Here is a 1,690-nt window from a genome sequence, read left to right as displayed (position 1 = left end):
TCCGCCGAGCGGTTCGTGGCCTGTCCGTTCGCGGCCGGGGAGCGGATGTACCGCACCGGTGACCTGGTGCGCTGGACCACCGGCGTCGAGCTGGCCTTCGTCGGCCGGGCCGACGCCCAGGTGAAGATCCGTGGCTTCCGGGTGGAACCGGGCGAGGTCGAGGCCGTGCTGGCCGCACAGCCCGGCGTCGGGCAGGCGATCGTGGTCGCTCGCGAGGACCGGCCCGGCGAGAAGCGGCTGATCGGCTATCTCGTGCCGAGCGGCGAGGAACTGGACACCGAGGCCGTACGCGGTCAGGTGTCCGGCGCGTTGCCCGAGTACATGGTCCCGGCCGCCCTCGTCGTGCTCGACGCGCTGCCCCTGACTGCCAACGGCAAGGTCGACCTCAAGGCGCTGCCCGCACCGGAGTTCGCCGCAGGCGCGGGCCGTGAGCCGCGCACCGCCGCCGAGAAGCTCCTGTGCGAGCTGTTCGCCGAGGTGTTGGGCCTGGAACGGGTCGGCGTGGAGGACAGCTTCTTCGAGCTGGGCGGCGACTCCATCATGTCGATGCAGCTCGCCGCACGCGGCACGCGCAGGGGCGTCGTGTTCGGTGCGCAGGACGTGTTCGAGCACGAGACGCCCGCGGCGATCGCCGCCGTGGCGCAGCTGGAGGCGGCTGGTGAGACGGCTCAGGACGCCGACACCGGACCCGTGCCGCCCACGCCCGCTCTCGCGGCCTCCGGCACCGCCGCCACCCGTCCCGGATTCGCCCAGTGGATGGTGATCGGTGCCCCGCCGGCGCTGGACGCACGGACGCTCGCCGCCGGGCTGGGCGTCCTGCTCGACACGCACGACATGCTGCGTGCGCGGGCCGAGGACGGGCCGAGGCTCGTGGTGGGGGAGCGGGGCGGTGTCGATCCGTTCACGCTGGTCTCCGTGCTGCGGGTGACCGATCCCGGTGAGCTGGACGGGGCCGCCGAGCGGGCCGCTCGCGCGGCTGCGGGGCGGCTGGATCCGGCGGCCGGGGCGATGGTGCGGCTGGTCTGGCTGGACGCCGGTCCGGGCCGGGTGGGGCGGCTGGTCCTGGTCGCGCACCATCTCGTCGTCGACGGGGTGTCGTGGCGGATCCTGTTGTCCGATCTGCGAGCCGCGTGCGAGGCGGCTGCGGAGGGCCGACCGGCGGAACTGGGCGCGGTGGGAACGTCGTTCCGGCGCTGGGCCACGCTGCTTGAGGCCGAGGCCCGGCACGAGGAGCGGGTCGCCGAACTGGACGGCTGGCGGACGGTGCTCGTCGGCGGCGACGCCCCGATCGGCGGGAGGCCGCTCGACCCCGCCCATGACACCGCCGCCACCCTGGAACGCCATGTCTGGACCGTGCCCGCACCGCAGGCACGGGTGATCGTCCAACGCACCCCCGGCGTCTTCCACTGCGGTGTCCACGAAGTGCTCCTGGCCACGCTCGCCGCAGCCGTCGTAGAGTGGCGCTCCGGCACAAACCATGACCTTCTGGTGGATGTCGAGGGCCATGGCCGTTCGGCGGTGTCCGGCGCGGAACTGTCCCGTACGGTCGGCTGGTTCACCAGCGTCCACCCGCTGCGGATCGACCTCGCCGACATCGACCTCGCGGAGGTGCCGGCCGGGGGAGCGGCGGCGGGGGCGTTGCTGAAGGCGGTGAAGGAGCAGTCGCGGGCGGTGCCCGGGGACGGGCTCG

General features: G+C 74.0%; 1 protein-coding gene. It reads left to right on the top strand.

Annotated features, from left to right (window positions below):
* The coding region (locus AC5P09_RS51730; RefSeq protein ID WP_493880597.1) for a condensation domain-containing protein at positions 1-1,690 on the top strand (1,690 nt) is incomplete at both ends.

Source organism: Streptomyces sp. a15, from assembly GCF_059026085.1.
The sequence above is the reverse complement of the archived record's forward strand: the minus strand, read 5'-3'. Positions and strand labels throughout refer to the sequence as shown.